Origin of the sequence: Bosea sp. BIWAKO-01, assembly GCF_001748145.1 — a bacterium.
Taxonomy (GTDB): domain Bacteria; phylum Pseudomonadota; class Alphaproteobacteria; order Rhizobiales; family Beijerinckiaceae; genus Allobosea.
The window spans coordinates 3,029,565-3,053,706 of the sequence record NZ_BCQA01000001.1 but is presented as its reverse complement, the minus strand read 5'-3'; the positions used below and the strand labels follow the sequence as shown (position 1 = coordinate 3,053,706).

General features: G+C 65.4%; 23 protein-coding genes. 12 read left to right on the top strand and 11 right to left on the bottom strand.

The window, feature by feature from the left end:
• Positions 1-34: 34 nt before the first annotated feature.
• Positions 35-487 carry a carboxymuconolactone decarboxylase family protein gene (locus BIWAKO_RS14095; RefSeq protein WP_069879195.1) on the bottom strand — a complete coding sequence of 151 codons (453 nt, stop codon included), beginning with the start codon at positions 485-487 and terminating at the stop codon, positions 35-37.
• Positions 488-498: 11 nt separating this feature from the next.
• Positions 499-927 (bottom strand): cupin domain-containing protein, encoded by a 429-nt coding sequence (locus BIWAKO_RS14090; RefSeq protein WP_069879194.1) that lies wholly within the window; start codon positions 925-927, stop codon positions 499-501.
• Positions 928-1,022: 95 nt separating this feature from the next.
• Between BIWAKO_RS14090 and pdxR the strand changes: the two genes are divergently transcribed.
• The 4 genes from pdxR to catB all read left to right on the top strand — a co-directional run bounded on the left by pdxR (position 1,023) and on the right by catB (position 6,019).
• A complete protein-coding gene (gene pdxR / locus BIWAKO_RS14085) occupies positions 1,023-2,441 on the top strand; it encodes a MocR-like pyridoxine biosynthesis transcription factor PdxR (protein WP_069882479.1) in 1,419 nt (472 codons plus the stop codon).
• Between the two features lie 209 nt (positions 2,442-2,650).
• Positions 2,651-3,943 carry an adenylosuccinate synthase gene (locus BIWAKO_RS14080; RefSeq protein WP_069879193.1) on the top strand — a complete coding sequence of 431 codons (1,293 nt, stop codon included), beginning with the start codon at positions 2,651-2,653 and terminating at the stop codon, positions 3,941-3,943.
• A 31-nt stretch (positions 3,944-3,974) separates the two neighbouring features.
• Complete coding sequence (locus tag BIWAKO_RS14075) at positions 3,975-5,204, top strand: hypothetical protein (protein ID WP_069879192.1); 1,230 nt, start codon at positions 3,975-3,977, stop codon at positions 5,202-5,204.
• A gap of 182 nt (positions 5,205-5,386) precedes the next feature.
• Positions 5,387-6,019: a type B chloramphenicol O-acetyltransferase gene (gene catB, locus BIWAKO_RS14070; RefSeq protein ID WP_069879191.1), complete on the top strand. Its 633-nt coding sequence runs from the start codon at positions 5,387-5,389 to the stop codon at positions 6,017-6,019.
• Between the two features lie 107 nt (positions 6,020-6,126).
• Here catB and phbB read toward each other — a convergent pair whose 3' ends face one another.
• From phbB to BIWAKO_RS14055, 3 genes are read right to left on the bottom strand one after another with little or no spacing between them, the layout of a single operon-like run.
• Positions 6,127-6,849: an acetoacetyl-CoA reductase gene (gene phbB / locus BIWAKO_RS14065; RefSeq protein ID WP_069879190.1), complete on the bottom strand. Its 723-nt coding sequence runs from the start codon at positions 6,847-6,849 to the stop codon at positions 6,127-6,129.
• 33 nt (positions 6,850-6,882) lie between these two features.
• Positions 6,883-7,098, bottom strand: a complete 216-nt coding sequence (locus BIWAKO_RS14060) for a DUF1737 domain-containing protein (RefSeq protein ID WP_069879189.1) — start codon at positions 7,096-7,098, stop codon at positions 6,883-6,885.
• Positions 7,099-7,107: 9 nt separating this feature from the next.
• A complete protein-coding gene (locus BIWAKO_RS14055; protein ID WP_069879188.1) occupies positions 7,108-8,286 on the bottom strand; it encodes an acetyl-CoA C-acetyltransferase in 1,179 nt (392 codons plus the stop codon).
• A 299-nt stretch (positions 8,287-8,585) separates the two neighbouring features.
• On the opposite strand from BIWAKO_RS14055, the gene phaR reads away from it, so the two are divergent.
• Positions 8,586-9,182, top strand: a complete 597-nt coding sequence (gene phaR / locus BIWAKO_RS14050; protein ID WP_141740083.1) for a polyhydroxyalkanoate synthesis repressor PhaR — start codon at positions 8,586-8,588, stop codon at positions 9,180-9,182.
• 93 nt (positions 9,183-9,275) lie between these two features.
• Here phaR and BIWAKO_RS14045 read toward each other — a convergent pair whose 3' ends face one another.
• A complete protein-coding gene (locus tag BIWAKO_RS14045) occupies positions 9,276-10,967 on the bottom strand; it encodes a phosphodiesterase (RefSeq protein ID WP_069879186.1) in 1,692 nt (563 codons plus the stop codon).
• Positions 10,968-11,144: 177 nt separating this feature from the next.
• Between BIWAKO_RS14045 and BIWAKO_RS14040 the strand changes: the two genes are divergently transcribed.
• On the top strand, positions 11,145-11,345 hold the full coding sequence (locus BIWAKO_RS14040) for a hypothetical protein (protein ID WP_069879185.1): 201 nt from the start codon (positions 11,145-11,147) through the stop codon (positions 11,343-11,345).
• A 196-nt stretch (positions 11,346-11,541) separates the two neighbouring features.
• On the opposite strand, the gene rpmF is transcribed toward BIWAKO_RS14040, so the two are convergent.
• Both rpmF and mtgA read right to left on the bottom strand, forming a co-directional pair.
• Positions 11,542-11,727 carry a 50S ribosomal protein L32 gene (rpmF, locus tag BIWAKO_RS14035; protein WP_043233137.1) on the bottom strand — a complete coding sequence of 62 codons (186 nt, stop codon included), beginning with the start codon at positions 11,725-11,727 and terminating at the stop codon, positions 11,542-11,544.
• 119 nt (positions 11,728-11,846) lie between these two features.
• Positions 11,847-12,566: a monofunctional biosynthetic peptidoglycan transglycosylase gene (gene mtgA, locus BIWAKO_RS14030; protein ID WP_244523443.1), complete on the bottom strand. Its 720-nt coding sequence runs from the start codon at positions 12,564-12,566 to the stop codon at positions 11,847-11,849.
• 80 nt (positions 12,567-12,646) lie between these two features.
• Here mtgA and BIWAKO_RS14025 point away from each other — a divergent pair, with 80 nt between their 5' ends.
• From BIWAKO_RS14025 to BIWAKO_RS36515, 3 genes are all read left to right on the top strand, one after another.
• The gene (locus BIWAKO_RS14025) at positions 12,647-13,582 is read left to right on the top strand and encodes a polyprenyl synthetase family protein (RefSeq protein ID WP_069879184.1); all 936 of its coding nucleotides are present in this window, start codon (positions 12,647-12,649) and stop codon (positions 13,580-13,582) included.
• A 339-nt stretch (positions 13,583-13,921) separates the two neighbouring features.
• Entirely contained in the window at positions 13,922-15,034 is a 1,113-nt protein-coding gene (locus BIWAKO_RS14020) for a branched-chain amino acid ABC transporter substrate-binding protein (protein WP_069879183.1), read from the top strand.
• Between the two features lie 167 nt (positions 15,035-15,201).
• Positions 15,202-15,582, top strand: coding sequence for a hypothetical protein (locus BIWAKO_RS36515; RefSeq protein WP_069879182.1), 381 nt, complete (start codon positions 15,202-15,204; stop codon positions 15,580-15,582).
• A 166-nt stretch (positions 15,583-15,748) separates the two neighbouring features.
• On the opposite strand, the gene BIWAKO_RS14010 is transcribed toward BIWAKO_RS36515, so the two are convergent.
• From BIWAKO_RS14010 to BIWAKO_RS14000, 3 genes are all read right to left on the bottom strand, one after another.
• A complete protein-coding gene (locus tag BIWAKO_RS14010) occupies positions 15,749-17,485 on the bottom strand; it encodes an adenylate/guanylate cyclase domain-containing protein (protein ID WP_069879181.1) in 1,737 nt (578 codons plus the stop codon).
• A 33-nt stretch (positions 17,486-17,518) separates the two neighbouring features.
• A complete protein-coding gene (locus BIWAKO_RS14005) occupies positions 17,519-18,499 on the bottom strand; it encodes an ABC transporter substrate-binding protein (protein ID WP_069882477.1) in 981 nt (326 codons plus the stop codon).
• 389 nt (positions 18,500-18,888) lie between these two features.
• Entirely contained in the window at positions 18,889-20,379 is a 1,491-nt protein-coding gene (locus BIWAKO_RS14000; RefSeq protein ID WP_069879180.1) for an amidohydrolase family protein, read from the bottom strand.
• Positions 20,380-20,689: 310 nt separating this feature from the next.
• Between BIWAKO_RS14000 and BIWAKO_RS13995 the strand changes: the two genes are divergently transcribed.
• The 3 genes from BIWAKO_RS13995 (at position 20,690) to BIWAKO_RS13985 (ending at position 24,093) form a co-directional block, all read left to right on the top strand.
• Entirely contained in the window at positions 20,690-21,712 is a 1,023-nt protein-coding gene (locus BIWAKO_RS13995) for an amino acid ABC transporter substrate-binding protein (protein WP_069879179.1), read from the top strand.
• Positions 21,713-21,797: 85 nt separating this feature from the next.
• Positions 21,798-22,970: an amino acid ABC transporter permease gene (locus tag BIWAKO_RS13990; RefSeq protein ID WP_069879178.1), complete on the top strand. Its 1,173-nt coding sequence runs from the start codon at positions 21,798-21,800 to the stop codon at positions 22,968-22,970.
• Position 22,971: 1 nt separating this feature from the next.
• Positions 22,972-24,093, top strand: coding sequence for an amino acid ABC transporter permease (locus BIWAKO_RS13985; protein WP_244523442.1), 1,122 nt, complete (start codon positions 22,972-22,974; stop codon positions 24,091-24,093).
• The last annotated feature ends 49 nt before the right edge of the window (positions 24,094-24,142 follow it).

Below are 24,142 nucleotides of genomic sequence, written 5' to 3'. Positions count from 1 at the left end.
CCGCAATCCATCTTTCGGGCCGATGCTCCCGGTGTCAGCGCCGCACCGCCGCAGGAACGGCGCGGAAACTGATCGCCATCCGGTTATAGGCGTTCATCAGGCCGATCGCGATCGTCAGATCGGCCAGTTCCTTCTCGCTGAACTGGGCAGAGGCGGCCGCAAACTCCGCATCGGGCACGCTGGTGTCGGCGACACGCGTCACTGTTTCGGCCCAGGCCAAGGCGGCCCGCTCCTGTTCGGAGAACAGACTCGGCGCCTCGCGCCAGGCCGGAACCAGCACCAGCTTCTCGACTGCGATGCCGCCCTTGAGCAGATCGCGCGAATGCATGTCGATGCAATAGGCGCAGCCGTTGATCTGCGAGATCCGCAGATAGACCAGGTCGACCAGGGATTTGGCGAGGCCGGACTGGCCGACATGAGCATAGACGCCGCCAAGAGCCTTCATGCCGGAGGGGGAAACGCTGGTGTAGTCGAGACGCTGGGTCATGGGGTCGTTCCTTACTGGTGATCGGGAGCGGTCAGCACCTCTTCGGCGCTGTCGACGATAAAGACGGCGAGCAGGCGCGCCGGCTCGGTCCTGCTGGCGTTCTCGCTGATCTTGTGATGCGCACCCGGTGCTTCGAACCAGGTCTCACCTGTCCGGTAGATCCGGGCGGGCTGGTCATCGACCTGGCTGCGGATCGCACCCGACAGCACATGGGCGTAGATGAACGCCGACCCGGCATGGTGGTGCGAGGTCGAGGTCGCGCCGGGCTCGTAGGTCACCACGACGCTGACCAGGCTCTTGCCGGGAATGTTGGGAATAGCCTGCCGGAACACCGGCTTGACCGTCTCTCCGCCGGGCCTCGGGGAACGGGCCGTGGCGATGGCAGGAAGGGCGAGCGCGGCAAGCAGGGCCGCGCCGGCTGCTGAGGCTCGGAAGCTCATCTCCGTTCTCCGATCGTTTCGATGGCCGGAGAATGCGCGTGATATGATGCATGAAAAAGCACCAAGACTAGCAAAATTGAATGTACCATGATGCGATGACCGCTCTGCTCCGCATCCAGATCGACCGCAGCGCCAAGGCGCCGCTCGCCTTGCAGATTCACGCCGCCATTCGCGATGCGATCCGGGAGGGCCAGCTCGCCGGCGGCGCGCGCCTGCCGTCCTGGCGCGATCTTGCCGCGCAGCTTGGCGTCGCTCGCGGAACCGTCAGGGCTGCCTATGAGAGGCTGATCGACGAGCAGTGGATCCTGTCGCAGGGCGCCGCCGGAACGCGCGTTGCCGAAGGGATGTCGGTCCTGACCGCAACCGAGCAACCAAAGGAGAGGCCGCCCTTTCCGGAGCTGTTCCCCGATTTCGAAAACGCACCGCTCGCCTTCCAGATGGGCGTGCCGGCGCAGGATGCCTTCCCCTCCACCCTTTGGTCGCGGGTGATGGTGCGCGCTGCCAGGAAGGCCGCCGTCGCGCCGGTCGGCTATCCCGATCCACGTGGGCATCCGGACCTGCGCCGCGAGATCGCCGCCTATCTCGCCATCGCGCGCGGCATTCGCTGCGCGCCGGCCCAGATCCTGGTCACCAACGGCTTTGCGGGTTCGCTCGGTCTCATCATCCGCGCCTTGCGACTCGAGGGCAGCTCGGCCTGGTTCGAGGAGCCCGGTTTTCCCCTGACGCGCAGTGCCCTCCAGCTTGCCGGCATGGCGACCATTCCGGTGCCGGTCGATAGCGAGGGCTTGTCGGTCTCCGAAGGCACACGGCGCGCAGCGAAGGCGGCGCTGGCCGTCGTCACTCCCGGGCAACAGGCTCCGCTCGGGGTAACGCTGTCGCTGGCGCGTCGGCTGGCTCTGCTCGACTGGGCGCGGCAGGCGGGCGCCTGGATCGTCGAGGACGACTATCTCAGCGAGTTGCAGCTCACGGGACGCGCCGCGCCGGCGCTGGCCTCGCTCGATCAGGACGGCCGCGTCCTGCATGCTGGCAGCTTCAGCAAGACGATCAGCCCGGCGCTGCGGCTCGGCTTCCTGGTGGTTCCGGCAGCCATCGCCGAGACCTTCGGCATCATTGCCACCTGCCTCGGGCCGGCTCCGTCCACCCCGGTTCAGCATGCCGTGGCCAGCTTCCTCTCCGAGGGCCATTATCTGCGCCATCTGCGTCGCATGAAGCGGCTCTACAGCGCACGGCGCGAGCTGTTGCTCCAGCAGCTGCAGGCCACGGCAAAAGGGGCTTTCCCCATCCATGCCACCGGCGGCCTGTCCGTACGGATGGAACTGCCGGCCGGCACGGATGATGTCGACATTGCCTTGCGCGCCCTGCCCTTCGGGCTCGCGCCGGTGCCCCTCTCGCCCTGGTATGCCGAGCCGCCCGAGCGCCGCGGCCTGCTGCTGGGCTTCACCAATCTCGCGGAACGGCGGATTGCCGCCGATTGCGCCAGGCTGATCGAACTCGTACGGCTCGATGCCCGCTGATCCGCACGCGAGTGCCAGATGGTCGCAGGATCGGGCCCGATGCGCGCAACTCCATGCGGACAGCCGCCTCTCCAGCACGCGGTCAATCTTGACCTCGCCGCAATGTTGGCCCATGAGGGCTTGCAAGGATTAGCCCCGAAACCCCGGCCTTGCGTCGGGGTTTTTCATGTGCGCGGCGCTTGCGGCAACGAGGCAGGGATACCAGTCCGATGGCGAATGTGGTGGTGGTCGGCGCCCAATGGGGTGACGAAGGCAAGGGCAAGATCGTCGACTGGCTGTCGAGCCAGGCCGACGTCGTGGTGCGCTTCCAGGGCGGCCACAATGCCGGCCATACGCTCGTCATCGACGGCGTCGTCTACAAGCTCTCGCTGCTGCCCTCGGGCATCGTGCGCCCCGGCAAGCTTTCGGTCATCGGCAACGGCGTCGTGGTCGATCCCTGGCATCTCGTCGAGGAGATCGAGCGGCTCCGCGCCCAGGGCGTGGCGATCTCGCCCGAGAACCTGCGCGTCGCCGACAACGCGACCCTGATCCTGCCGCTGCACCGCGAGCTCGACCATTTCCGCGAGACCAGCAATGCCGGCCTGAAGATCGGCACGACCAAGCGCGGCATCGGCCCCGCCTATGAGGACAAGGTCGGCCGGCGCGCGATTCGCGTCATCGACCTCAAGGATCCCGCGATCCTGAAGGCCAAGATCGAGCGCCTGCTCGCCCATCACAATGCGCTGCGTCGCGGGCTCGGCATCGGCGAGGTCGATGCCGCCGAGCTGCTCGAGCAGCTGACCAAGGTCGCGCCGCAGGTCCTGCCCTATGCCGATACGGTCTGGGCGCTGCTCGATTCCGAGCGCCGCGCCGGCAAGCGCATCCTGTTCGAAGGCGCGCAGGGCGCCCTGCTCGATGTCGACCACGGCACCTACCCGTTCGTGACCTCCTCCAACATCGTCGCCGGCCAGGCCGCGACCGGCTCCGGCCTCGGCCCCTCGGCGGTCGGCTATGTGCTTGGCATCGCCAAGGCCTACACGACCCGCGTCGGCGAAGGCCCCTTCCCGACCGAGCTCTTTGACGAGACGGGCGAGCTGATCGGCCAGAAGGGCAAGGAATTCGGCGTCGTCACCGGGCGCAAGCGCCGCTGCGGCTGGTTCGATGCCTGCCTGGTGCGCCAGACCGTGAAGACCTCCGGCATCGATGGCATCGCGCTGACCAAGCTCGACATCCTCGACGGCTTCAAGGAGATCAAGGTCTGCATCGGCTATCGCCTTGATGGCGCCGTGCTCGAGCATCTGCCAGCCGGCCAGAGCGATCAGGCCCGCGTCGAACCGATCTACGAGACGATCGAAGGCTGGGAAGGTTCGACCGCCAATGCCCGCTCATGGGCGGACCTGCCCGCCCAGGCGATCAAATATGTCCGCCGCATCGAGGAGCTGATCGGCGCCACGGTCGCCGTGCTCTCGACCAGCCCCGAGCGCGACGACACCATCCTGGTCCACAATCCTTTCGAGGGTTGACGGGCGGGCCCAACACGGACAATTGAGGCCAATGGCCGATTTCTATCCCATCCTGGCGCGCGCGATCGCCGGGCTGCCCGACAAGTCCCCGGAAGCGCGTCGCGCGGTCTATGACCGCGCCCGGACAGCGCTGGTCGCGCAACTGCGCAGTCTCGACCCGCCGGTCGGCGAGGCCGAGATCATGCGCGAGCGCCTGGCGCTCGACGAGGCGATGTCGCGTGTCGAGGCTGATTACGACGAGGCTGAGACCCAGCGCCCTGCCACGACGACGATCCGGCCCGCGCCGGAACCGGAGCCTGAGCCCGCTCCGTCGGCCGATATGGCCCATGAGGAGGTCGGGGCGCGCCCCGTCATCGACCCTTTCGAAAGCCGCCCGGTCGACAGCCAGGAACCGGTCGACACGCAGCCGGTCCGCCCGCGCGTGGCTCCTCCGCGCGAACGCCGCGTCGATCCCGGTCATATCCGCACCGCCATCGTCGGCGGAGGTGTCGCTCTTGCGGTCGTCGCGATCGCGGCCACGGCTTTCTACGTCAACAAGGTCAATCCCTCCGACACCGCCGCGCAGCGCCCCCGGACCGAGGCGCAGATCCAGCAACCGCAGCCGGATAGCGCCGGCAAGCTGAACGACCGGGTCGGTGACGCCGGAGCGGCCGCCGCTGGATCGGCCCCACGACTCGGTGGCGGAACAGGCGCGCCTGCGTCCCAGGGCGGCGAGATCGCCGTCGCCCAGCGCGCCATCCTCTACACCGAGGTGCCGGAGAATCCGCAGCAGCCGAAGGCCGTCAGCGGCCGGGTCGTCTGGCGGCTCGACAGCGAAAGCGCCGGGCAGGGCCGCCCGGTCGAAACGATCGTGCGTGCCAGCGTCGAGGTGCCGGATGCCGGCCTGAGCCTCGATTTCACCATCCGCCGCAACACCGACAGCGCCTTCCCGGCCTCGCATATCATTGGCCTGCGCTTCACGCGCAGCGGTGATGCCGCGACCGATGCGATCCGCGAGGTCGGCGTACCGCAGCTCAAGACCGACGAGAACGAACGGGGCGCACCGCTCTCCGCCATCGCCTCCGCGCTCGGCGACAATCTCTTCGTGGCCGCCCTCTCGAATGTTCCGGTGGAGATCGACCGCAATATCGAGCTGATGCAGACCCGCAGCTGGATCGACATCCCCCTGCGTTTCGCATCCGGACGGCGCGGCATCATCACCTTCGAGAAGGGTGTCTCGGGCAACCAGACGCTGGCCGACGCGTTCGGACGCTGGCGCTAAGGCATCCCGGCCCGAAAGGTGGATCGCAGTTTTCGGGCACGCCGATGATCTGATCGTTGAATGAAAGGCCGCCCTCCCGGGCGGCTTTTCGTCGGGAGAAGCATCTGCGCAGGCCGCTTCGAGGGGCTGTTCATCCCCGCCGCCTCCCCGGGAGCTGCGCTGAACGACGGGAGCACACCGGGATGACGAACGTTTTTGAAAGCCCGTTCAAGGGCAGGCTGCTCTCGGAGCAGGTCACCAACCCCAACATCATCGTCGGCCGGTACAGCTACTATTCCGGCTATTATCACGGGCATTCCTTCGACGATTGCGCCCGCTACCTGCGGCCCGACCTGGCGGATGTCGACAAGCTCATCATCGGCAGCTTCTGCTCGATCGGGACCGGTGCCTGCTTCATGATGGCCGGCAACCAGGGGCATCGGAACGACTGGGTCTCCACCTTCCCCTTCTTCTATATGTCGGAAGAACCTGCATTCGCCGGTGCGCGCGACGCCTTCCGGCCGGCCGGCGACACCGTGGTCGGCAGCGATGTCTGGATCGGCGCGGAGGCGATGATCATGCCGGGCATCCGGATCGGCCATGGCGCCGTGATCGGCAGCCGCGCCCTCGTTGCCCGGGACGTCGAGCCCTACACGATCGTCGGCGGCAACCCGGCCAAACCGATCCGCACGCGCTTCGCTGAAGCCGACATCGCCATGCTGCTGGAGATGACCTGGTGGGATTGGCCACTGGAGCAGGTCCAGGACGGTATGGATCTGTTCTGCTCCAACGACATCGCCGGGCTGTACCGGCGCTGGCAGCAAGCCTCAGCGTAGAGGCATACCCCGCCTGCCCTCGTATCGAGGCCGAAGCCGAGTCTGCCGCGGGCGCCTCGTCGCGACGAAGGCTGTCGGAGCGCTTGCGCCGACAGCCCCGATCAAGCTCACGCCATGTACTGCCCGCCATTGACCGCGAACGTCGCGCCGGTGGTGAAGGCACCATGATCCGAGGCGAGGAAAGCGACCATCTGGGCGATCTCCTCGGGCTTGCCGAGCCGGCCGGTGGGGATACCGGCAACGACGCGCTTCAGCGCCTCCTCTGGCATGGCGGCAACCATGTCGGTCCCGATATAGCCGGGTGTGATCGCATTGACCGTGATGCCCTTGTTGGCGTTCTCCTGGGCAAGCGCCTTGACGAAGCCGATATCGCCCGCCTTGGCCGCGGAGTAGTTCACCTGGCCCATCTGGCCCTTCTGGCCGTTGATCGACGAGATCACAATGATGCGGCCAAAGCTGCGCCCGCGCATGCCCTCGATCACCGGCCGCGTCATGTTGAAGAGCGAATCGAGATTGGTGCGGATGACGGCGGACCACTGGTCCTTGGTCATCTTGTGGAAGAAGCCGTCGCGGGTGATGCCGGCATTGTTGACCAGAATGTCGACCGGCCCGTTCTCCGCCTCGACGCTGGCGATGCCGGCAGCGCAGGCATCGTAGTCGCCGACATCCCACTTATAGACCGGGATGCCGGTTTCCGCCTTGAACTTGGCCGCCGCCTCGTCATTGCCGGCATAGTTGGCGGCCACCTTGTAGCCTGCCGCCTGCAGGGTCCGGCTGATCGCTCCGCCGATACCCCGCGTCCCCCCCGTGACCAACGCGACCTTCGTCATCTGGTTGTCCCCTCTTGGTTTTGGTCTTTTGAGCTATTGTTCCGTGAGCTTCAGGTCGGGCGAATAGGGCCCGTCCACGTCCTTGATGATGGCCTGGCCGCAGATGACGCGCTGTTCCTTGGCGTCATAGGTCAGGGTCGGGGGCCCGTAGAGCTCCCAGCCCCGGCTCAAGGCCTCCGAGACCCGATGACAGAAGGCGGCGTCATCGGGGCCCGTGAGATAGCGATAGAGCGTCGTCTGCTTCGCCATGGTGTAGTCTCAGCGTTCCACCGCCATGGCGACACCCATCCCGCCGCCGATGCAGAGCGTGGCGAGACCCTTCTTGGCGTCGCGCTTGGCCATTTCATGCAGGAGCGTCACCAGGACGCGCGCACCGGAGGCGCCGATCGGATGGCCGATCGCGATCGCGCCGCCGTTGACGTTGACGATATCGGGGTTCCAGCCGAGGTCCTTGTTGACTGCGAGCGCCTGCGCCGCGAAGGCCTCGTTCGCCTCGACGAGGTCGAGATCGCCGATCTTCCAGCCGGCCTTCTCCAGTGCCTTGCGCGTCGCCGGGATCGGGCCCGTGCCCATGATCGCCGGGTCGACGCCGGCAGTGGCCCAAGAGGCGATGCGGGCGAGCGGGGTGAGACCGCGCTTGGCAGCTTCCTTGGCGGTCATCAGGACGAGAGCCGCAGCGCCGTCATTGAGGCCAGACGCGTTGCCTGCCGTCACCGTGCCGTCCTTCGAGAAGGCTGGCTTCAGCTTGGCCATGGCCTCCAAAGTCGCCCCGTGACGGGGATATTCGTCCTGGTCGACGACGATATCGCCCTTGCGGGTCGAGACGGTGAAGGGAGCGATCTCGTCCTTGAGCCGGCCGGCTTTCTGCGCAGCCTCGGCCTTGTTCTGCGAGCCGACGGCGAACCTGTCCTGTTCCTCGCGGCTGATCTGCCATTTGGTCGCGACGTTCTCGGCGGTGGTGCCCATATGGTAGCCGTGGAAGGCGTCCCAGAGTCCGTCCTTGATCATCGTGTCGATGAATTTGGTGTCGCCCATCTTGGTGCCGTTGCGCAGATGCGCGGCATGCTGCGACATCGACATCGATTCCTGACCGCCGGCGACAATGATGTCGGCGTCGCCATTGACGATCTGCTGCAGGCCGATCGCGACCGCACGCAGGCCCGAGCCGCAGAGCTGGTTGAGGCCCCAGGAGGTCGCCTCCTGCGGGATGCCGGCCTTCATCGCGGCCTGTCGGGCCGGATTCTGGCCCTGACCGGCGGTCAGGATCTGGCCCATGATGACTTCATTGACCTCACCGCCCTCGACCTTGGCGCGGGCGAGCGCCTCCTTGATCGCGGCAGCGCCGAGATCGTGTGCCGCCGTGTTGGCGAAAGCGCCGTTGAAGGCGCCGACCGCCGTGCGCGCAGCGCCGACGATTACGATGTCAGTATCGGCCATGGAGAGTTCCTCGCTGTTGTCGTGATGGCTCGCCAGGGACCGGCCACCAGGTTCGGCTCTCACCTTCGAAGGCTGCCGCGGCCGCGTCAAGCCAGCCAAGAGAGGGAGAGCGCGGATCGCGTGCCGGTGACCGTGCTGCATCGCAGCACTGGCTCGCCCGTCTCGCCGTTCCGCTTGGTGAGATTGATTCGAAAACGTTCAAAAAACTTGCAGCATGCGGCCGACAGGTTATCGTTGCCGGGAGGATCGTTCCGCTGGACCTGAAATGTCAGGCCCGGATCAACGCGATGCAGGGTATGATGGCCAGCGAAAAAGAACCGACAGTCATCAAGAAATACGCCAATCGCAGGTTGTATCACACGGGCACGAGCTCCTACGTCACCCTCGAGGATCTGGCGGGCCTGGTCCGCGGCGGAGAGGATTTCGTCGTCTACGACGCCAAGTCCGGCGAGGACATCACGCGCTCCGTGCTGGCCCAGATCATCTTCGACGAAGAGAGCAAGGATGGGCAGAACCTGCTGCCGATCACCTTCCTGCGCCAGCTGATCCGCTTTTACGGCGACAGCATGCAGGCATTGGTGCCGCGCTATCTCGAGTTCTCCATGGAGAATCTCACGAAGGAGCAGAACCAGTTCCGCGACATGATGGGCAAGGCCTTTACGGGCGGCGCCTTCGGCGGCACCGGGCTGGACGCGATACAGGCCCAGACCCGCGCCAATATGGCGATGTTCACGGAGGCCTTCCGGCTGTTCAACCCTTTTGCTGCCGCGGCAACCTCCGCCCAGTCGAAGGGCGACGCAGCGCCGGCCGCCGGCAAGGGCGACGAACTCGGCGACCTGAAGCGGGAACTCTCCGAGATGCGCGACCGGCTGGACAAGCTCGCCAAGACGAAGTGAGTCAGTGCCCCAGGCCCGGGGCTTGCCCCGGGCACGTCCTGATCAAGAGTGTCTCGGGCTGATCGCTTGCCCGAGACCGCTTCCAGCCTCGGCTCAGCCCACCGCCCGATGCAGCTCTGAGGGCGCTGCAGGCTGCCAGAGTTCGGCCTTGCCGACGAGATGCCCCTGCAGATAGGTCACGCCCCAATCGGTGAGCATGGTCGCCTGCAACTCGTCATCGACCCATTCGGCGACAGTGTCGACCATGAGATGGCGGGCGAGGTCGATCAGCGTGCGGACATAGAAGCGGTCATCGGTCGAACGTCGCAGGTTCTGCGTGAAGGCGCCGTCCAGTTTCAGGATGTCGATCGGGAAGGCGCGCAGATGCCTCAACGAGGTGTGGCCGGCGCCGAAATCGTCGATCGCGATGCGTGCGCCTTGATCCTTGATCTTGCCGAGCAGGCGGGCCAGGCGGCGCGGATCCTCGATCGTCGCCGTCTCCGTGATCTCGACAATCAGCCGCCCGGCGAGACCGCGGGATGAGCGGGTGCAGGCCAGGAAGGCATCGAGCCATTCGGGGTCGCCGAGCGAGCGCGGCGAGACGTTGATCGACAGCGTCATGTTCGGATCGGCCGCGAGCATGTCGACGGCGAGTTCGAGCACGCGGTGGTCGAAGAGCCGGACGAGCCCGCGCCGCTCGAGCAGGGGAATCAGCTCTGCCGCCGAGAAGAACAGTCCTTCGGAACCATGGCCGACCCGCAGCAGCGCCTCGTGGAAGGCAACCTCGCGCGTCCTGGCTTTCACGACGGATTGCAGCGCCAACCGGACGCGGCGTTCGTTCAATGCGGCAATGGCCTGGACATCGAATCCGCTGTGGTCGGGCGCCGGCTCACGCGACTCGCGCTGACGCGCGACGACGACGGTATCGATCGCGCCTGCCTTGGCACCGGCAAGTGCGTTCTCCGCGGCCGAAACCAGCGTACCGGCATGGCGCGAGAGATCCGGCGCGACGGCCGCACCGACGCGCAGACGCACCAGCGCGATACCGCGGCCGGTCTCGATCGCTGACTGTGCGACAGCCTTGATGAAGCGCCGCGCCGCCGGCTCGATCTGATTCTGCGGGCAGCCGGCGAGCAGGATGGCGAAGCGATTGCTGGAATAGCGCATCAGATGGTCGCGTCGGCGCATCACCGAACGCAACCTTTCCTGGACCACGCCGATGATCTCATCGGTGGCCTCATGGCCGAAATCATCGTTCAGACGCGCGAGCTCGTCGATCGCCGCGATCAGCACCACGACCGGTCGCTCGGCCGCGAGATGCTCCTGCAGCGATATTTCAAGGCGCTCGACCAGCGCGCCGCGGTCACAGACGTCGCGACTCTGCGCGGTAAGCTCGTCGGGCCGTACAGAGCGCTCGATGCGCAGGACGCCACGCGCCATGGCAGGCTGACCGTCGATGCCGACGAACCAACGGCCGGCATCCTCGATCCACATCTTGCGACCGCCGAGATCGGCTGCGTAGCGGGTGCGGTAGATCGCACCCTCACCATGGTCCTGTCCGCCGGTCGAGAAGATCGCGTCGTAGCGGCTGCGGCCGCTGCCCGGCTCTACCAGTCCGGCGAAGGCGAGACCGCGGCTCATCGCGGCCGCCGGAATCAGCCCGAGAACCTCGGCGGCGTTCGGACCCCAGTTCAGCGAATCGCTGGCGATGTCCCAGCTGTAGACCACCTCGCCGATCGAGGAGAGCAGGCTGCGCGGGTCGACGAACGTTTCTTCGCGGGTACTCAGGATCGATGGCGCAGGCATCGGTGCAGGGCCTTAGAGGCGCAGGCCGCGGGACACCTTGGGCGTCGTGCCGTCCTGGCCGAACGAGATCGGGAGATGTTTCGAAACGATGCAGGTTTCTGGCTTAACGCCCGGTTAAGGCCGGCCCCTGGATTGCAACTTTCCCTCCAGCGCAACCCTAGCGTTCCGGAGTGGCACATGCGGGATCAGCAATACGGGGCGAGAAGCCACCAGGCGCTTCCCGAGGCATCGACGATGCTGCTGCTGCAGATCGCCGCCAGCCATGCCGAAATCGGTCCATTCGCGCGCCGGGCGCGCGAGACGCCACAGATCGCGGCGCGGCGCTACGAGGCCCAGGCACAGCGCGGCGGGAGGAAGCGGCAGCGCCTGATAGCGTGAGGCCAGACCCTCTGCCGAGGAGCCGCATGACAGCGGTGTCCCGATGGATCATCTGGAAGCCGCACCGGAGACATCCATCGAGACGCGATCACAGATCGCTCCTCGGCAGAGGGCCTGGCAGGCGCCGGCGGAAATCGGACAAAGAAAAAGCCGGCCTCGCGGCCGGCTCCTAGTCTCGCAAGACTGCGACCGGGGCTCAGGCCTCGGTCTTGGCCTTCAGCACCTGGCGACCGCGATACATGCCGCTCTTCAGATCGACATGGTGCGGACGGCGCAGTTCGCCGGAGTTCTTGTCTTCGATATAGGTGGGCTGCTTCAGCGCGTCGGCCGAGCGGCGCATGCCGCGCTTCGACGGCGAAGTCTTTCTCTTCGGAACGGCCATTGTACTCTCCATCGTGCCGCCGTCCGGAAGCGCAGGCCGCAGAGCCACGCCACCGCCACGACGACGGATCAATCTCGTGAGGCGATGGCCATACACGCTCGCAGGCGGGATGACTAGGCCTAATCGACATCTTTCATGCCGGAGGGCACGGCGCAATCCCCAAGTGATCCGAGCTGCGCCATGCGACGCTGGATTCGCCCGCTCGCCGATTGCAGGCCGCGGCTCGGCTTGGCGGGATTGCGCAGGATCGGATTCGGCAGCGCGCCGGCGAGCCGTGCAGCCTCTCCATTGTTCAGCCGGGCGGCAGGCTTGCGGAAATGCCGCTGGGCGGCGGCTTCCGCGCCGAAGACGCCATCGCCCCACTCGGCAACGTTGAGATAGACCTCGATGATCCGCTGTTTCGGCCAGGCGAAGTCGATCGCGAGCGCGAGCGGAATCTCGAGCGCCTTGCGCAGATAGGAGCGCCCCGGCCAGAGAAAGACGTTCTTGGCCGTCTGCATGGTCAGCGTCGAAGCGCCGCGGCTCGGGCCATCCTCATCGTCGAGCACAGCGTTGAGCTCGATCCAGTCGACGCCGGAATGGCTGCAGAAGCGCTGGTCCTCGGCGGCGATGACGGCGCGGATCAGTGAAGGCGAGATCTGCGTGAGCGGCACCCATTGCCGTTCCACCGGCTGAAAGGTCAACCAGCGCGCGAGCATCAGCGTCGAGGGAGCGGGCATGAACCGGAAGATCAGCAGCCCGAGCGCCAGGACGACGGCGAGCCCGATGAGGATGCGAAAACACCACCCCAGTGCGCGGCCGACAATTCCTCGCCGCCGCGTTTGCTCGTGACCCGCCATGACCGCCATGCCCCCGCAACTTGACGATCCCGCCCCCATCCGGCAAGCCCCCGCCACCGTTGCGAACGCGAGATCAGCGCATGAGTTCCGCCGCAGATGACGCCCTTCCGGCCCGTCTTTCACAGACAGCCGATGCGATCGAGGCCCTGCTCGACGGTCTGCTCCAGGCTGCTCCGGGGGCGGGCGAGATCGCGCGGCCCGAACGGCTGCTCGCGGCGATGCGCCATGGCGCCCTCGGCGGCGGCAAGCGCCTGCGGCCCTTCCTGACGGTCGAGACCGCATTGCTCTTCGGGGCCAACGAAGCGCGGGCCTTGCGTGCCGGTGCGGCCGTCGAGCTGCTGCATTGCTATTCGCTCGTCCATGACGACCTGCCCTCGATGGATGACGACGATCTGCGCCGCGGACGACCGACGGTCCACAAGGCCTTCGACGAGGCAACCGCGATCCTGGCCGGGGATGCGCTGCAGACGCTCGCCTTCGAGGTTCTTGCCGACGCTGCCACCCACGAGTCGGGTGCGGTCCGCGCGGCGCTGGTACTTTGCCTCGCCCGAGCGTCCGGGCTCGGCGGCATGGTCGGCGGCCAGATGTTCGATCTCGCGGCGGAGGGACGCTTCGACCCGGACTCGAACGCACTGGCCGAGAACGAGATTCGTCGGCTGCAGGCGATGAAGACGGGGGCGCTGCTGGCAGCCAGCGTCGAGATCGGTGCGCGCCTCGGCGGAGCCGGTGAAGCCGCCCTTGCCGCGCTTGGGCACTACGGCCGGGCAGTCGGCGCCACCTTCCAGGTGGCCGACGACGTCCTCGACGTCGAGGCGAGCCAGGAGCAGATGGGCAAGGCCACGGCCAAGGACCAGGACAAGGGCAAGGCGACCCTGATCAGCGCGCTCGGTCTCGCCGGCGCCAAGAGCGAGCGCGACCGGCTTTGCGACGAGGCGGTCGCGGCCCTGTCGGGTTTTGGCGAAGAGGCCGCGATGCTGCGGGCTGCGGCACGGTTCGCAGCGACGCGGCAGAACTAGGGCCCAAGCTCCGCAGCGATGACATCCACGCAGTTTTGCGTGGCGCGGCAGCATGCTGCTCCGCATTCGGCATGGACTGGCATGTCGCTTGCGCCGCAGGACCTGCCCACAGCCGGAAGGGAGCCACTTGCCCGGCCGACCCGGCAATTTTGACACCCACCCCACCTGGCGGGCGCAGTGCCGCGGGCGGGCGTGCTGCCCTATAAAACCCGCGAGCGATCTCTATGCACGTTTCGCCCCTGCCTGGCGTCCCCTCGCAGTGGCTGGGTATTCGACCGCTTCACCACGAAGGCTCGCATCCAGGACAGGAACTGCGAGCCAGTTGAGGAGAGGATTGTGATGAGCAAGTTCAAGTTCTTCGTCAGTGCGGCGTTTGCTGCCACGCTGCTCGCCTCGGCGCCGGCGGCACGGGCCGATATCGTCATCGGCCTCATCGCGCCGCTGACGGGTCCGGTCGCAGCCTATGGCGACCAGGTGCGAAACGGCGCGGAGGCGGCGATCGACGCCATCAACAAGAAGGGCGGCGTGCTCGGCGAGAAGCTGGTGCTCAAGCTTGCCGATGACGCCGGTGATCCCAAGCAGGGGGTTTCGGCCGCCAATCTGCTGGTCGGGGACAAGGTGCGCTTCGTTGTCGGGCCGGTGACGTCTGGCGTCGCCATTCCCGCGTCCGATGTCTTTGCCGAGAATGGTGTGCTGATGGTCACGCCGACCGCCACGGCGCCGTCGCTCACCACCCGCGGGCTGACCAATGTTCTGCGGACATGCGGCCGCGATGATCAGCAGGCCGAGGTCGCCGCCAACTATGTCCTGAAGAATCTCAGGGACAAGCGGATTGCGGTCATCCATGACAAGGGCACATACGGCAAAGGCCTCGCGGATGCCTTCAAGAAGGTGATCAATGCCGGTGGCCTGAACGAGGCGCTCTACCTGTCGTTGACACCGGGCGAGAAGGATCTCTCCGCCGTCATCACCCGTCTCAAGGCCGGCAATATCGACCTGATCTATTTCGGCGGCTACCATCCGGAAGGTGGCCTCCTCGCCCGGCAGCTTCGCGACGCCGGTCTCAAGGCCACCATCATCGGCGGCGAGGGGCTTTCCAATACGGAGTTCTGGGCGATCGCCAATGAGACGGCGGCAGGCGCACTCTTCACCAACGCGACAGACGTGCTGAAGAACCCCGACTCCGCGGAAGCGGTCAAGGTTCTCAAGGACAAGGGTATCCCGCCGGAAGCCTTCACGCTCAATGCCTATGCCGCGGTCGAAGTGCTGAAGGCCGGCATCGAGAAAGCCGGCAAGGCCACCAATGCGGCCGCAGTTGCGACAGCGCTGAAGTCCGGAGGGCCCATCACCACCGCCATCGGCAAGCTGGCCTATGACAAGAATGGCGATCTCAGCTCGCCGGCGTTCTCGATGTTCAAATGGGACGCTGGCAAGATCGTCGCCGTGGAGTAACGAGCAGGTTCGGGCGCGAAGACGGCACCCCGTACCTTCTTCGCGCCACCGCCTGACGTCCTCGTTGATGCCAATGCCCCTGCCAACTCGGCGCTCTGTGCCAGGCTCTCCGGGGCCGGGCTCGTGCGCGCCGAACATTGCCTGCCTCAGCCCATGATTGAAGTGCAGTGAAGCTGGACGATCACAACAGCCTCGGATTTCGTCGGCAGCAATGCGTCAGCATCCGCCTTGCGCTCGCTTCCGTCCTCCGGCAACAATGCCTCATGATCAGGACGCCATTTGCGACGCTGCTCTGCGTCACCGCACTCACAGCATGCAGCCCGACGCCAGTGCGTCAGGTTATCGTGCCGGACACCACGCCAGAGAAGCGCATCATGAGGGCGGGCAGCGACTTCGTCCTGCCTGACGGCACTCGCGTGACACCCGACCAAAGCGGCGGCTTCCAGCTGCCCAACGGCGATTATGTCCGGCGAGATCCACGCGGCGCATTGATACTGCCCACGGGCGCGCGCTGCGTCCCGGACCCAACCGGATATGTTTGCCCCTGACCGCGGGCCATCGTCGCCGGCGCGCCATCACGAGCTAATCTGCTCCACGAGCGGCGGCTCGGCACCTAAAGCGTCGGCCCGAAAAGTGGATTGCGGTTTTCGTGAAAATCGATTCAATCACAGAGGGTTAGATCATCGGACCGGATACGATATCCGGTCCGATGATCTAATGTCCGATGCCGAAGACGACGGCGAAGACGGGAACGGGTCGGTCGAACCCCTTCAGACTCCGCGGATCCAACTCAGCCAGCGGCACGCTCGAGCCAACCGCGCGGGCCGCGACGCGATCGATCAGGATCTCGGAATCCCGGGCGCTCGCGCATAGGCGCGATGCCAGGTTGGTGACGTTGCCGATCGCAGCGTAATCGAGGCGGCCTTCCGAGCCGATCCGCCCGACCGTGGCCGGGCCCATGGCCAGCCCGACGCCAAAGCCAAGCTGGTGACCTTGGGTGCGCCATCCGACCAGAAGTTTCTGCACGCTCATCTGCATGTCGCTCGCCATGGTGACGGCGCGCAGGGCCGGATCAGGGCAGGAAACCGGCGCGTTGACCAGGACCATTGCTCCGTCCCCGGAAAAGCCCATCAGCGTCGCCCCATGCGCGCTGACCACCGCTTCGATGGCGCCGTAGTACTCGCCGAGCACGCCCATCACGGTTTCGGGCTCAGCCTGTGCCGAGAAAGCGGTGAAACCGCGCAAATCGCAGAAGACCACGACGACCTCGACGCGTCGTCCGTCGAGCACGCTGTCATCCCCCGTACGGTCGACGAGTTCGGCCACTTGCGGCGCGAGAAAGCGCCGGAGACGGCTGATGCGTTCAGAGCGTTCCTGGGACACCGCCAATTCACCGGCCATCTCATTGAACCGGGTGGCCAGCCGTTCGAACTCGTCGCCCGTGCCGAGGCTGATCCGGTGATCGAACTGCCCTGCGCCGATCTGCGCGACGCCCTCCTCCAGGAGACGTATCGGCCCGACCATGCGCTGCGTCAGCCAATAGGCAAGCACCGCCGCAAGGGCCGTTCCGGCAATGAGCAGCACCCCGGTGCGCCAAAGTGCGGCATTGATCCGGCGGAATGCCTCAGTGACGGGCTGCTTGACGATGACGCTCCAATCGACACCGGGGATCGGTGCCATGGCGGCCAGCACCGTGTTTCGCGCGATATCCTGCCCGGTGATCGCCTGGCCGGGGCGCGCCAGCATGGCAGCCCGCAAGGCCTGAAGCGGTTGCGTTGCGGCTTCGTCGGCACGCAGCACCAGGCTGATATCGGGATGGGCGACAAGGCGCCCCGGCTGGTCGAGCACGAACGCCTCGCCGGTTCGCCCCACCCTTATCGCCGAGATCACATCCCAGATGAACTTGAGATTGACCTCCGCGACCGCCACTCCCACCGCCGAGCGATTACCGGCGACAGAGACCGTCATGAATGGCTCCGAGCCGCCATAGAACGTCACGGGCCCAAACCAGACCCGCCCCGAGCGGGCTCCCGCCACCGCCGGATTCGCCGAGTGGTCCTCGCCGCTCTCAACTCTGTTCAGGCCGATCCGCGACACGAACAGACGCTCCCGACCGGCCGCATCGATGAGGCTGAGGCTGACCACGGCGGGGACCTGGCGCAACAGGCGCAACGCGTCGAGCCTACGCCGCTCGTCGGTCGCCTCCGACCACGGCAATTGCACCATCCATCCAAGCTGATCGCGGATCCCTTCCATGAAATCCTGGATCTTCGCCGCCGCCCCTCGGGCTTCTGCATCGAGCAGGTCGTTCAGCCTCGCGCGCTGGTCGTGATAGCCGAACCAGGCTTCGCTCCCACCGGCAATCAGAAGAGGGAGGGCTACCGCCGCGAACAGGGCGAGAAAATACTTCTTGAACAGCGAGGTTCGTGGGGCGTCGGGCGAATATGGCACCGTGCTAGCTCGCGCGCCGGCTCACCGGCCGGGTCATTCGATCACCCCGTCGGCGCTGCTCAGCAGCGAAGGCGGGAAGGATAGTTTCAGCGCGCCCGCGGCCTTCAGGTTGATGAACATCTCGACCTTGGTGACGCGCTGGACCGGCAGATCGGAGGGCTTCTCGCCCTTGATGATACGACCGGCATAATTGCCGGCGTGCCGGTGCGATTGCTCGAAATCACCTCCGTAGCTCATCAACCCGCCGGCGATCGGAAAATCGCGTGATTGGCTCACCGCCGGTACCGCATGCTCGGCTGCGAGGGCGGCAAGCCGCTGACTGCGATAGGCAAAATAGGGATCGGAGGTGAAGACGAGCCCACCCGCCTGCATCTGAGGCACAGCCTTGAACATGCCGTCGAACTCCTGTTCGGCACTGGCTCTCAGGACATGAAGCTGCAGTCCGAAGCTGTCCGCCGCCGCCTGGAGATTCCTCATTTGCGAGTTCGAGGTCGGGCTTGTCGGGTTGACGGCAACAGCAAAGCTCCTGGCGGCAGGCAGCAATTCATGCATGAACTCCAGCCGCTTGCGTGAGACCTCCACGCTGAGGCTCGATACCCCTGTGAGATTGCCTCCCGGCCGGGACAGGCTGTCCACGACGCCCAGCGCAATGGGGTCTCCCCCCATTTCGAAGACGATCGGAATCGTCGCCGTCGCCGATTTTGCCGCGAGCGCGACCTCGGCACCGCCAGGCGCCACGATCACCGTCACCTGACGATTGACGAGATCCATCGCGAGGGCGGGCAGTTGGCGATACTGGCCCTCCGCCCACCGATACTCGATCGCGAGATTGCGCCCCTCGACAAATCCGGCCTCTGCCAGGCCCTCACGAAAGGCCCGGAGGCGGCTGGCATAGGGCCCCGGGGATTCGGAACCGAGATACCCGATGACCGGCAGAGCCGGCTGTTGCGCGCGAGCCGGGACGTCCCAGGCCATCGCGGCACCGGCGAGCGCGATGAAATCGCGCCGCCTCATTCGGCCAGCGGCTTCGGCAAAGGCGGAGGGCATGAAACGCAAAACCGTCTCTCCTTCCAACCAACATCGCCAGTCGGCTTGAAGCGCTCGATGTTACCTCAATCACTCAGCCGCAGCATAGCCGCGCCGCGGGTGCGGCAAGACCGATTGACCGATATCGGCCCGCAACCGAACTCGCTGCCTGCCGGGGATGGCGACAGGGTCGCCGTCCCCTCCTTGCATTTCGCGCCGGACCGCATTTGCCGCGAGAGGAGCCGTCATCTGCAACGCCGTACCATCGGCGCCGCCCACCGCCCCTTGATCACGTCTCGGCAGCCTGACCGGATTGTCATTCGCACGCGAGCCGGCGGACGGCGTCAGCTCCAAAACACCCGCCAACGCCTGGGAGACTAGCCGCCCGTGCGATCCGGATGCTTGATCTTATAGACGCGCGGCGTCAGCTCCTCGATTTCCCGTCCGGCCCAATCCCGCTCGCTCGCCGTCTTGATCACGTCCCGCTGCCCCTGGCGCAGCATCTCGATATCGTTTCCGATATCGAAGTGGAGCACCTGCCCGTTGGCGACGACCTGTCGCCCATCCACGTAAACGTCCCGGATTGCCCGGTCATTCGCGGAATAGACGATGCTGCGGATCGGGTCGTAGTCAGGCTGCATGTACGGGTTCGACATGTCGACGATCGAGAAATCGGCCTTGCAGCCTTTGGCCAGGCGGCCTAGATCGGGCCTGCGAATGATGTCGGCTCCGACATTGGTGGCGGCACTGAAGGCATAGGACGTCGGCGCTGCGGTGAAGCTCCCCGCGACGATGCGGCCGGCGTAGCAAGCCATGCGCAACTCATCCAGCATGTTGTGCGGAAAGCTGTCTGTGCCGATGCCGACCGGAACTCCCGCATCGACATAGCGGGCGAGCGTATTCAGCGCGATGCCCCGCCGAGCGAACACGACAGGACAATGGGCGACCTGCGCACCGCTCCGCACAAGCCGCTCGAAGTCGTTGCCCTGCGGCCAATGCAGCCATGGATGGTCGTTGAGGAAGATGCAGTGCCCGATCACCGTGTCGGGACCAAGCGCACCGATCTTGTCGAGCCACTCGATCGGCGTGCAGCCGGTGCGGCGCACGATCTCCTGGAATTCCACAATGCTCTGCGCGGCATGAATCTGGATCGGCTGGCCGCGCTCGCGGGCGGCCTCGAGAGCGCCGAGGATCTGCCCCTCGGTACAGGTATCGATCTGCGCGGGGCCGAAATATCCGCTGATCAGCCCGCTCGGGTGCTTGTTCGCTTCGTCGGCCACCTTGATGGCCTCGAGCAGCAGCCTGTCCCCGCGCTCCGTATCCAGATCATACTCGACGGAGTGGCCATTTCGCGTCCGCCAGGCCCCGGAGCGATGCATCGCCCAGAGAACGGCGCGAATACCGGTGGTCTCGTAGTCGCCGACCCAGTCTTCGCGGGGCGCAGCGAGATCGCAGATCGTGGTCACGCCGCTCCGCAGCAGTTCCGATGTCGCCACCCGGCAGGCATGACGGGCATATTTCGGACCGATGTTGAAGACCGGCATGAACTCGTAGAGCGAGCTTTGGCCGAGGCGCCTGCTCCCCAATTCCTCGAGCATACCCTTCCAACCCGGCTCATGGCCGGTATGGCTGTGGATGTCGACGAAGCCGGGCATAAGCATCACGCCGCGGCCGTCATGCTCGGCATCCGCCGATCCGAGATAGCCCGGCCCGACATGGGTGATCTCATTGCCGGCAAAGGCGAAGTCCGCATTCTCCAGATAGACATGGGAGGATGTGGAAGCGTCCCATGCGACGATCCAGTCGCAGTTCCGGATAACCGTCGTCCCGACCTGCCTCTTGCCGACCTGACCCTTGGCGTCATTCATCCTGTGATCCCCCCTCGTATTTGTCGCGGAACGGCATTCTGCGCCGTGCCTTGCAAAAAAACGCATCAACTTACTGCGGATTCACGAAAGCCACCGCGGTCCCTTGCTCTCGCATGTTCCGGGATGGCGTCCTTCACCGCTGCCTGACGCACACCCTGCGATTGCAGCACTCCGATGGCAGCCTTGGGAACCGGGCCCCACCGCATGACGACCTGCTGGTCAGGACACTTGAAGTTGTTTTCGAGCACAAATAGGCTCGTTACTACACGCCGGAAAAAAGGCGGGCCTAGGGGAGTGAACAATGCCGAAAATGATCAAAAAAATTGCTGCGCTCGGGATCGCCGCCGCCGCACTCGCTGTATTTGCGGGTCCGGCCTCGGCACAGGCGACGCTCGATGCCGTGAAGAAGCGTGGCAAGGTCCTGTGCGGTGTCTCGCCAAGTTCCGCCGGCTACTCCTATGCTGACGACAAGGGCGTGCGTCAGGGTTTCGATACGGATGTTTGCCGGGCAGTGTCGTCTGCTGTGTTCGGCGCGCCCGATAAGGTCGAATTCGTCCCGCTCAACACCAATATCCGCTTCCAGGCTCTGCAATCCGGCGAGATCGACGTATTGTCGCGCCAGACGACCATGACCTTCTCGCGCGACAACTCGCTCGGGCTCGATTTCGCGCCGATCGTTTTCTATGACGGCCAGGGGTTGATGGTCTCGACCAAGCTCGGCGTGAAGAGCGCATCAGAGCTTTCACAGGCAGCGATCTGCCTGCTGCCCGGCACGACGACCCTCCAGAATCTCGAGGACTATTTCAAACCGCGCAATATCAAGTACGAGGCCGTCGTCTTCGAGGACAACAATGAGTGGCGCAACGCCTTCTTCTCGGGCCGCTGCGACGTCATCACCACCGACCGCTCCGACCTTGCCTCGGTCCGCGCCGTTGCGAATGACCCCAAGCAGTTCGTCATCCTGCCCGAAACAATCTCGAAGGAGCCGCTCGCGCCCGTCGTTCGCCAGAACGACAGCAACTGGAAGGACATCGTCTCCTGGTCGGTCAATACGCTGATCGCGGCTGAGGAATACGGCATCACCCAGGCCAATGTCGATGAGCAGCTGAAGAGCAAGGATCCGGAGATCCAGCGCATGCTGGGCGTCAATGGCGACCTCGGCAAGATGCTGAATCTCGATAACAAATGGGCCTATAACATCATCAAGCAGAACGGCAATTACGGCGAAATCTTCGAGCGCAGCCTGGGCGAGAAGACCGCTCTTGGCCTGAGTCGTGGCCCCAACCAGCTCTGGAACAAGGGCGGCCTGCTCTATTCGCCACCGTTCCGGTGATCACAGCCAACGTGCGTTCCCTCGATTGAACTGAGACCGCCGGCAGCGCCCTGTTGCCGGCGGCACTCCAGACCGGAACAGCTCGATGGCTTCATCTGCATCCAGTCCGGTGCGGCTGCTCTATGACGTGCGCGTGCGCGCCGTGCTCTATCAGGTCGTCGCCGTTGCGCTCGTCATCGGTGTCGGGCTCTATCTGTTCGGCAATGTCTCGCGCAAGCTGGCGGAACAGAACATTGCGACCGGATTTGACTATCTCTCGCGGCCCGCCGGCTTCGTCATCAGCCAATCCTTCATCCGCTACGATTCCGGCGACACCTACGCGCGTGCCCTGCTTGTCGGCATCTTCAACACGATCTGGGTGTCGATTTTCGCGGTCACCCTTTCCACGCTGCTCGGGCTGATTGTCGGAATCGCCCGGCTGTCTCGCAATCCGCTTCTGGCGTTCCTGGCGCTGATCTATGTCGAGGCGCTGCGCAACGTGCCGCTGCTTCTCTATCTCTTCCTGTGGTATGCGCTCATCGTCGCGGTTTTCCCGCCTGTTCGCGAGGCCTGGCAGCCATTGCCCGAGGTCTTCCTGAGCAATGGCGGTTTGATTGTTCCGTCGCTGCGCTGGTCATCCGGGCATACCGGCGTCCTCTTGGCGGTGATCGCCGGTATCGCGCTGGCATTCTTCGCGGCATCCAGGCTGCGCAGCAGGCGCGTCGCCTCCGGACAGAACCAGACGGGATGGCCGCTTATCCTTGCCGCTCTCTTGGGGCCTCCCCTGCTGGCGATCCTGCTGCTGCAACCTGATTTCGTGATCAACTGGCCGGAGAAAGGCCGGTTCCGCATCACCGGCGGCGTTCAGGTCACCCCCGAATTCACGGCGCTGCTGGTCGGGCTCGGCCTCTCCGCCTCGGCCGGAATCGCGGAGATCGTGCGCGCCGGCATCCTTTCGGTCGGGCGCGGCCAATGGGAAGCGGCGCGCGCCGTGGGATTGCATGACCGTCAGACCATGCGGCTCGTCGTACTGCCGCAGGCGCTGCGCGTGATCGTGCCCCCACTGACCAGTTCCTATCTGTCGACGTTCAAGAACTCGTCGCTCGCCATTGCCATCGGCTACCCCGATCTCGTGATGGTCTCCAACACCACAATGAACCAGACGGGACAGGCGATCGAGGGCATCGCGATCTTCATGCTGGTCTATCTCAGCATGTCGATCACGATCTCCCTGTTCATGAACTGGTACAACGCCCGCGTCGCGCTGGTGGAGCGCTGAGATGGTCAGCGCCGCTGAAATGGAAACACTCAACCTCGCGCGGACGGACCTGCCGCCGCCACGCGGGCGCGAATGGACCGCCCGGCTGAAGCCCTTTCTGGGCACGCCGATCAATGCCGTCATCACACTGGCCTGCCTGTGGCTGATCTATCGCCTCGTCACGGGAGCCTGGGGCTGGCTCGTGACGCGCGCGGTGCTCGAAGGCGGGCCGCAGGCGTGCAAGGTCGGGGCCGGGGCTTGCTGGCCGTTCCTGGCAGCGAAGCTGCGCTTCATGATCTTCGGCTTCTACCCTTACGACGAACACTGGCGGCCGGCCTTCGCGGTGATCCTGTTCCTCGGCGCCATGATCGTTTCGATGATCCCGCGCTTCTGGTCGCGGCGGCTGCTTTGGCTCTGGCTGGCCGTACCGGTGATCTGCGGCGTGCTGATGTATGGCGGCGTGCTTGGCCTGCCTGTCGTCAGCACCACGAACTGGGGTGGCCTGCCTCTTTCCTTCATGCTGTCTTCGGTCGGCCTGGCGTTCGGTTTCCCATTAGGTGTCGTGCTGGCGCTGGCACGCAGCTCGAAGCTGCCGGCGATTCAGGTCATCGCCATCATCTTCATCGAGGTCGTCCGTGGCGTGCCGCTGGTGTCGATCCTGTTCATGGCCTCGGTGATGCTGCCGTTGTTCATGCCGGACGGGCTCACGGTCGACAAGCTGCTGAGGGCACAGGTCGCGATCATCATCTTCGCCGGAGCCTATATCGCGGAGACCGTCAGGGGCGGGTTGCAGGCAGTCTCGAAGGGCCAACACGAAGCCGCTGCGGCGCTCGGGCTCGGCTACTGGCTGTCGATGCGCAAGATCATCCTGCCGCAGGCGCTGAAGATCGTGATTCCGCCGCTCGTCAATATCTTCATCGGCTTTTTCCAGGACACCACCCTGGTCACCATCATCGGTCTTCTCGACTTCCTCGACACGGTCCGCGCATCGCTGCGCGATCCGAACTGGCAGGGGATCGCCGTGATGGAGGGATATGTGTTTGCCGCGCTGGTCTATGCCCTGTTCAGCTACGGCATGGGGTCCTATAGCCGGTTCCTTGAGCGTCGACTCAAGACCGATCACGATCGTAGTCCGGCCCACTGACCCGGACTGCCTCGCCCCTCATGCGACGAGAGCCTTGCTGGGCATCATG

Excerpts from the sequence above, each read along its gene's own strand:
- BIWAKO_RS14060 (WP_069879189.1), bottom strand. The coding sequence starts at position 7,098 with ATGGCGAAGCAGACGACGCTCTATCGCTATCTCACGGGCCCCGATGAC.
- phbB (WP_069879190.1), bottom strand. The coding sequence starts at position 6,849 with ATGACGAAGGTCGCGTTGGTCACGGGGGGGACGCGGGGTATCGGCGGA.
- BIWAKO_RS13985 (WP_244523442.1), top strand. The coding sequence starts at position 22,972 with ATGGTCAGCGCCGCTGAAATGGAAACACTCAACCTCGCGCGGACGGAC.
- rpmF (WP_043233137.1), bottom strand. The coding sequence starts at position 11,727 with ATGGCCGTTCCGAAGAGAAAGACTTCGCCGTCGAAGCGCGGCATGCGC.
- BIWAKO_RS14090 (WP_069879194.1), bottom strand. The coding sequence starts at position 927 with ATGAGCTTCCGAGCCTCAGCAGCCGGCGCGGCCCTGCTTGCCGCGCTC.
- BIWAKO_RS14080 (WP_069879193.1), top strand. The coding sequence starts at position 2,651 with ATGGCGAATGTGGTGGTGGTCGGCGCCCAATGGGGTGACGAAGGCAAG.
- phaR (WP_141740083.1), top strand. The coding sequence starts at position 8,586 with ATGGCCAGCGAAAAAGAACCGACAGTCATCAAGAAATACGCCAATCGC.
- BIWAKO_RS14020 (WP_069879183.1), top strand. The coding sequence starts at position 13,922 with ATGAGCAAGTTCAAGTTCTTCGTCAGTGCGGCGTTTGCTGCCACGCTG.
- BIWAKO_RS14005 (WP_069882477.1), bottom strand. The coding sequence starts at position 18,499 with ATGAGGCGGCGCGATTTCATCGCGCTCGCCGGTGCCGCGATGGCCTGG.
- pdxR (WP_069882479.1), top strand. The coding sequence starts at position 1,023 with ATGACCGCTCTGCTCCGCATCCAGATCGACCGCAGCGCCAAGGCGCCG.
- BIWAKO_RS14000 (WP_069879180.1), bottom strand. The coding sequence starts at position 20,379 with ATGAATGACGCCAAGGGTCAGGTCGGCAAGAGGCAGGTCGGGACGACG.
- BIWAKO_RS13995 (WP_069879179.1), top strand. The coding sequence starts at position 20,690 with ATGATCAAAAAAATTGCTGCGCTCGGGATCGCCGCCGCCGCACTCGCT.
- mtgA (WP_244523443.1), bottom strand. The coding sequence starts at position 12,566 with ATGGCGGGTCACGAGCAAACGCGGCGGCGAGGAATTGTCGGCCGCGCA.
- BIWAKO_RS14075 (WP_069879192.1), top strand. The coding sequence starts at position 3,975 with ATGGCCGATTTCTATCCCATCCTGGCGCGCGCGATCGCCGGGCTGCCC.
- BIWAKO_RS14055 (WP_069879188.1), bottom strand. The coding sequence starts at position 8,286 with ATGGCCGATACTGACATCGTAATCGTCGGCGCTGCGCGCACGGCGGTC.
- BIWAKO_RS14045 (WP_069879186.1), bottom strand. The coding sequence starts at position 10,967 with ATGCCTGCGCCATCGATCCTGAGTACCCGCGAAGAAACGTTCGTCGAC.
- BIWAKO_RS13990 (WP_069879178.1), top strand. The coding sequence starts at position 21,798 with ATGGCTTCATCTGCATCCAGTCCGGTGCGGCTGCTCTATGACGTGCGC.
- catB (WP_069879191.1), top strand. The coding sequence starts at position 5,387 with ATGACGAACGTTTTTGAAAGCCCGTTCAAGGGCAGGCTGCTCTCGGAG.
- BIWAKO_RS14040 (WP_069879185.1), top strand. The coding sequence starts at position 11,145 with ATGCGGGATCAGCAATACGGGGCGAGAAGCCACCAGGCGCTTCCCGAG.
- BIWAKO_RS14025 (WP_069879184.1), top strand. The coding sequence starts at position 12,647 with ATGAGTTCCGCCGCAGATGACGCCCTTCCGGCCCGTCTTTCACAGACA.
- BIWAKO_RS14095 (WP_069879195.1), bottom strand. The coding sequence starts at position 487 with ATGACCCAGCGTCTCGACTACACCAGCGTTTCCCCCTCCGGCATGAAG.